General features: G+C 67.2%; 8 protein-coding genes. 5 read left to right on the forward strand and 3 right to left on the reverse strand.

Going from position 1 to position 5,111, the window contains the following annotated elements; translation table 11 throughout:
* Window positions 1–397 precede the first annotated feature (397 nt).
* The 3 genes from ACZ7IB_RS48590 (at window position 398) to ACZ7IB_RS48600 (ending at window position 1,162) form a co-directional block, all read left to right on the forward strand.
* Entirely contained in the window at window positions 398–526 is a 129-nt protein-coding gene (locus ACZ7IB_RS48590) for a hypothetical protein (protein ID WP_470921747.1), read from the forward strand.
* A 12-nt stretch (window positions 527–538) separates the two neighbouring features.
* Window positions 539–685: a hypothetical protein gene (locus ACZ7IB_RS48595; RefSeq protein WP_470921748.1), complete on the forward strand. Its 147-nt coding sequence runs from the start codon at window positions 539–541 to the stop codon at window positions 683–685.
* 177 nt (window positions 686–862) lie between these two features.
* Complete coding sequence (locus tag ACZ7IB_RS48600; protein ID WP_470921750.1) at window positions 863–1,162, forward strand: hypothetical protein; 300 nt, start codon at window positions 863–865, stop codon at window positions 1,160–1,162.
* A gap of 324 nt (window positions 1,163–1,486) precedes the next feature.
* On the opposite strand, the gene ACZ7IB_RS48605 is transcribed toward ACZ7IB_RS48600, so the two are convergent.
* The 3 genes from ACZ7IB_RS48605 to ACZ7IB_RS48615 form a co-directional block, all read right to left on the reverse strand.
* Window positions 1,487–1,786 carry a transposase gene (locus ACZ7IB_RS48605; RefSeq protein WP_470921752.1) on the reverse strand — a complete coding sequence of 100 codons (300 nt, stop codon included), beginning with the start codon at window positions 1,784–1,786 and terminating at the stop codon, window positions 1,487–1,489.
* A 151-nt stretch (window positions 1,787–1,937) separates the two neighbouring features.
* On the reverse strand, window positions 1,938–2,834 hold the full coding sequence (locus ACZ7IB_RS48610; protein WP_470921753.1) for a MerR family transcriptional regulator: 897 nt from the start codon (window positions 2,832–2,834) through the stop codon (window positions 1,938–1,940).
* A gap of 37 nt (window positions 2,835–2,871) precedes the next feature.
* A complete protein-coding gene (locus ACZ7IB_RS48615) occupies window positions 2,872–3,684 on the reverse strand; it encodes an NAD(P)H-binding protein (RefSeq protein WP_470921755.1) in 813 nt (270 codons plus the stop codon).
* Window positions 3,685–3,768: 84 nt separating this feature from the next.
* Here ACZ7IB_RS48615 and ACZ7IB_RS48620 point away from each other — a divergent pair, with 84 nt between their 5' ends.
* Both ACZ7IB_RS48620 and ACZ7IB_RS48625 read left to right on the forward strand, forming a co-directional pair.
* Window positions 3,769–4,182 carry a winged helix-turn-helix transcriptional regulator gene (locus ACZ7IB_RS48620; protein ID WP_470921756.1) on the forward strand — a complete coding sequence of 138 codons (414 nt, stop codon included), beginning with the start codon at window positions 3,769–3,771 and terminating at the stop codon, window positions 4,180–4,182.
* A 91-nt stretch (window positions 4,183–4,273) separates the two neighbouring features.
* Window positions 4,274–4,507, forward strand: coding sequence for a hypothetical protein (locus ACZ7IB_RS48625; RefSeq protein ID WP_470921758.1), 234 nt, complete (start codon window positions 4,274–4,276; stop codon window positions 4,505–4,507).
* Window positions 4,508–5,111: the final 604 nt, after the last annotated feature.

Here is a 5,111-nt window from a genome sequence, read left to right on the forward strand (position 1 = left end):
CTGCAGGGGGGACCCTGTGGGAGAGTAGGACGCCGCCGAACTCCTTTTACGGGAAAGCCCCGTGCCCTTGTGGCACGGGGCTTTTCTGCGTTCACAGGGCCGGGAGGTGCGACAATCCTGCGGTGTCTGACGAGTCATCGTGCTGGTACCAGGGCCGTTTGGTCCTTGGCCCGTTCAGGCCGTGCGAGGCCGATGAGCTTGAAGGTCTCGAGCGGGAGATCGGGCTGCCTCTGCCGGAGCCGTACCGCTCGTTCCTGGAAGCTGCAGGCGGGAAGAGAGCCTTACCTCCTCGGTTCACTTGCCGGATTGCGAATCGGAGCCGCTGCAGAGCTTCGACGACCTTTATCGGCTCGGCCGTGTTGACCCCGGAACCAGCGTGGTTGTTCAGTCTGCCTTGGTGTCATGCCCACTCGGCAAGACCTCTATCGAACTCGTACGGCCCCACGTGCTCGTCCTCGACGCCTTCGCCATGCGTCGGCTCTCCGCAGCTCACGCCGACGACCTCCGCGAGCTGGTCAGTGAATGACGGGGCCGGCCCGTGATCAGCACCAACAACCGGGCACCCGGCGACCGATATCGCCTTTTCTCCGGCCTCGTCGCCGCCGAGTCGCTCGTAGACCGCCTCTTTTGGATCACCGCGCGGTTCTACATCTCCACCCCTCTGGTCCTGGAGCGATGGCTATAACTCAATCTGTGTCCCGGACTTGGCCTGTACTGTCCGCGGCATGAGCGATGTGTGGGCGAGGGCATGTAGCTCTTGGCCTACTGAACCTGAGGGCGATGTTTTCGCTCGTCAGGCATAGAGCCGGTGACTTCGTGGGAGTCGCGGCCTGTAGTTTCGTCGCTCCCCGGGAGGTCGCGGGTGCCGTCGATCGACGGACTACTGGAACAGCAAGAGGCCGCTGCTCGCCGTCGAGTTGACGGGCTGTGTGAAGAGGCCGACCGCATCCAGGCCGAACTGGCCGCAGCCGAGCAGGAAGGGCAGGAATGGGCGATCGCCCGCAGGCGGGTCGATACGGTGCTGGCTCCGGACGGCGGCAACACCGCCGACGCCAAGGTCGCCCAGGATCCGCGGGATGTGGATGCGCAGCCGGCGCCCCGGGATGCGGCGTGGCCGAAGACCATGGTGCCGGTGCGGCGTGAACAGCCCGGCGGCGGGTAGGCACGGGGGTGATCGACGTTGCGGTCGTCAGCGCCGAGGTGTCCGGGGCGTACGCCGCCTGGCGACTGCTCGGCCCGGAAGCCAAGCCCGCTCTCCGACGCCAACCTGTGCGTCTGCGGATCGGCGTGGTCGACCGGGCAGGGCTGGGTCTACGACGCGCTCACCCAGGCCGAGCTGATGCTCGAGGAGCACTTCGGCCTTGTGTCCTCGTCCGAAGTGGCACTCGCCGGACGTCTACCTCGGCCCGTAGGCCGCCAAGGCGGCACGTCGGCCGGGCAACCACGGACAATCGTCGCGCACCGGGCCAGGGGTACGGCTTCCCGCTCACCGGCAGCGATGGCGCGATGCATCCTGCTGTCGGCTTCGGATCCCGGTCGGTACCCTCACGGACGCGCGCGGCCGGTTGTGCAACTCCTTGACCCGGCCCCGCCTCCGGCGGCGCCGGCGGAGGGCGTAGACCCGGTCCCATGCGGGGAGGTCCGCGGGGATCGCCCGCCACTTGATGCCGTTGTCCACCAGGTAACGGACCGCGCCGATCATCTGCCGGTGGCAGTAGCTCTCGGGCTGCCCGGCCCTCCAGCCGGCCCGGCACCGGCAACACCGCCCGGATCTCGGTTCACTCATGTCCGACGGAGACCGCCCACACGCTCGGCCTGAATGGCCGCGTTCCCGTAATCATGCGATGGAGCAGCCGAGTTGGACGCGGACGCGTAGAGCCGATCGGGCACGACCCGCGCCGTGGGTAGCTGTCTCGATGGCGGCGGGCCGGTGCTTCTCAGTTCAGACGGGATGCGGCGTAGGCGTCGATGGCGTCCCGCTGGTATGCGGCCAGGCCCGGAACGATCGCCTCGTACGCCGCTCGCCACTGCTCGTTGTCCACATAGGAACAGCCGATCGCGCGGTATTCCTCGGCGGAGACGGGGCGCAGTGCGATCAGTGCCTGGTACTGGGCATCGATCTCGGCCTGCACCAGGTCGGCGTCGGCGGTGAGGCCGGCCGCCACCAGCTCAGCCAGCCGGACCATCTGCGCGGTGAGCTCGGGCTTTCCGGCCTCGACCTCGGCCTGACTCATCGTTGCGGTGCGGCGTCGGACCTGCTCGGCGTGTTCGGGGAAGTCGCGCAGGCTCTCCTCGTACTGCGCGGGCCGGACGCCTTCGAAGAGGTTCTCCGGCTGGTTGATGCTTGTCATGGGTCTGCCGTCCTTCCTGGACTGCTCCAGTTCGGCGATCGTGCGGGAGACGGTGTCGGCCAGGGCACCGAGTTGGTCGCGCTCGGCGCGCAGCCGTCGGTGGTGGCCACGCGGGGCCTCCACCTCGTCGACCTGATCGGCCAGGATCCGACCGATCTCGGTCAGGCCGATGCCCAGCTCGCATGGCACGAGAATCTGCTGCAGCCGCAGGGGCCGGCCGGGCCGTTTCGCGTCCTTGAGAGCGGCCAGGGCATCGGCGGTGAACCGGCCCAGCCACTTGCGCACGGTGTTGACGCTGACCTTCAGCTCACGTGCGATCGCAGCATTGGCCCGTCCGTCGGCCGCCGCGAGGATGGTCTTCGCCCGCAGTGCCTGCCGCACCTGCGCGGTCACTGACGCTGCCAGTCGCCGCAGGCGTGCTCGCACCGGCACGGCGAGTTCCACCACAACCGCCGTCGGGACAGCCTTGGTTGCGCAAGGCATGAAACTTTCCTGGCTGCGCAGGGTCTTTGCTCTGGGACTACGCGAGGGCGGCTGCGAGCGGGGAACGGGGCTCGCGGCCCAGGAGTTGACGCAGGTCGCCGCCGGTGCGGGACATGAATCCGGCGGCGATGGCGGAGTAGGTGCCCACCAGCATTGGCACCTGGAACGGCTGGGCGCCGGAAGCGGCGATGCGCGTGCGGGCCTGGGCGAGTGTCTCCGGCTCATAGGTGACGTGCGGCCCTTGTGCGTGCGCGAGGTCGGTGCCGCCGATGGCCTGCTCACCGATGAGTTCATAGACGCGCCCCGCATGGTCGGGGGCCTCCACCGCCACACGTACCGCGACATCGGCCAGATCTGCGCGCGCCACGGCTGCCAACCGGCCCTCGCCGAGCGGGGCAGTGATCCGCCCGTCCGCCGACGGCGCCGCGAGCCAGGCCAGCAGCTCTGCGTACAAGCCATTGCGCAGGATCGTCCAGGCCAGGGTGCTCTTCTGGAGCCGACGCTCGGTCCAGCGGTGCGGCAGGGCGTAGGGGAGGTGGTCGCCGTCAGCGGTGAGGCTTGTATAGACGACATGCTCCACCCCGGCCTTCTCGGCCGCGTCGATGGCGGCATCGTGCCGGGCTATGACGGTGTCGTCCTCGCCGTAACCTGCGGAGATCATCAGCAGCACGTTCACGCCTTCGAAACCCGTGATGAGCGTGTCGGGATGGTCGAAGTCGATGCGGCGCACAGGAAGCGAAGTCTGGGGCTGCTGAGGATCGCGCGTTCCAAGGACGGTGTCGTCACGGCCGGCCAGCTGCTCGGCGATCAGCGTGCCCAAGGCGCCAGTGGCTCCAGTAACCAGGATCATCAGGTCTTCCCGTTCCGGTAGGTTCTCTTTGGTAACCGGGATAATCCTGCGGGTTTGCGTCAGGGAGCGTAAGGAGGCACTTCGATGTCAGTGGGGCACACGGAGGTAACCACCGAACCCGTCGTCAGCTGTGGGGACGAGCACGAGGACTGCGGGATCCGCGAGGTGCTCGACCGGATCGGGGACAAGTGGTCGGTCCTGGTCGTGGTCGAACTGGCCCAGGGCGTACGCCGTTTTCGACAGCTGCAACGCGCCGTACCCGGCATCTCGCAACGGATGCTGACGCTCACCGTGCGTCGGCTGGAACGGGATGGGCTGGTCACCCGGACTGTGCACCCGACAGTGCCCCCACAGGTCGAGTACGAGCTCACAGCGATGGGCCACAGCCTCACGCATCTGGTTAAGGCCCTCGCGGACTGGTCAGCAGAACACCGCGACGCCATCGCCCGAGCACGCGAAGAATGGGATGCCGAACATCCCGACTCCGGAATCCGCTGAACGAACGGACCTCAGCACCTTGCCGACTATGGCGTGCCACGGCTGATCCCCCCTCCACGAACTTCTGCGGAGCAGCACCAGCGTCTCCCCCATGGACAACAGCGCCGGCTTCAGCTTCCTCACCGGCACCTATGACGTCGTCAACCGTTGGCGGAAGGACTTTCTCGACCCTACCGAGGGCTTCGCCTGCTGGGAGGAGTTCCCGGGCGTCGCCCGCGCCTCCGCGCACTTCGACGGCCGGGCCGGCTTCGACGAGATCGAGTTCCTGACCAAGGGATTTGCCCGCCTGACCCCGTGGCTCTACGACCCCGGAGCCGACACGTGATCCCTGTACTGGACGAGCAAGCGAACCGGCACGCTCTTCCCACCCGTGGTCGGCCGTTTCGCCCTGGACGGCACCGGCACCTTCCATGGCGACGACGAGCACGACAGCCACAAGGTGAAGGTCCGCTTCATCTGGTCGGGGATCACGGCGACTACCGGTGTGCTCCGCGGACGGGGGCAGACCTGGATCACCAACTGGCACAGGTACATTGCGCGTTGCACACCCTGGCCCAGCCGAACGGCCTCCAGGATCCAGGTACCTGCTGGGTTCGACCTGGCGGGGTTGACACGCCTCTCGCTGATCCGTAAAGTTCTCCGAGTTGTCGTGGAGCCGGAACGGTTCTCCGGCAGCCGATCCCGCCGCTACTGCGGCAACCAAAACTCTGCACGGTCTCCTGCTCGGGACGATTTCGGCATGCCGGAATTCATTTCGAGGGCGCGATTATGAATTGCGGGGGCGAATCCGCTAGAGTTTCGGTGTCGGAACGGCTCAACGGCCGGGAAGACAACTCCCGCTGACTGGGAATCAGGCCCGAAAGGATCTGGTAGAGTCGGAGACGCAAGACCGAAGGGAAAAGCCCGGAGGAAAGCCCGAGAGGGTGAGT

Source organism: Streptomyces sp. NPDC037301, from assembly GCF_055602785.1.

Bases quoted from the DNA above. Each gene is read 5' to 3' on its own strand.
- ACZ7IB_RS48605 (WP_470921752.1), bottom strand. From the start codon at position 1,786: ATGAGTGAACCGAGATCCGGGCGGTGTTGCCGGTGCCGGGCCGGCTGG.
- ACZ7IB_RS48610 (WP_470921753.1), bottom strand. From the start codon at position 2,834: ATGCCTTGCGCAACCAAGGCTGTCCCGACGGCGGTTGTGGTGGAACTC.
- ACZ7IB_RS48615 (WP_470921755.1), bottom strand. From the start codon at position 3,684: ATGATCCTGGTTACTGGAGCCACTGGCGCCTTGGGCACGCTGATCGCC.
- ACZ7IB_RS48620 (WP_470921756.1), top strand. From the start codon at position 3,769: ATGTCAGTGGGGCACACGGAGGTAACCACCGAACCCGTCGTCAGCTGT.
- ACZ7IB_RS48625 (WP_470921758.1), top strand. From the start codon at position 4,274: ATGGACAACAGCGCCGGCTTCAGCTTCCTCACCGGCACCTATGACGTC.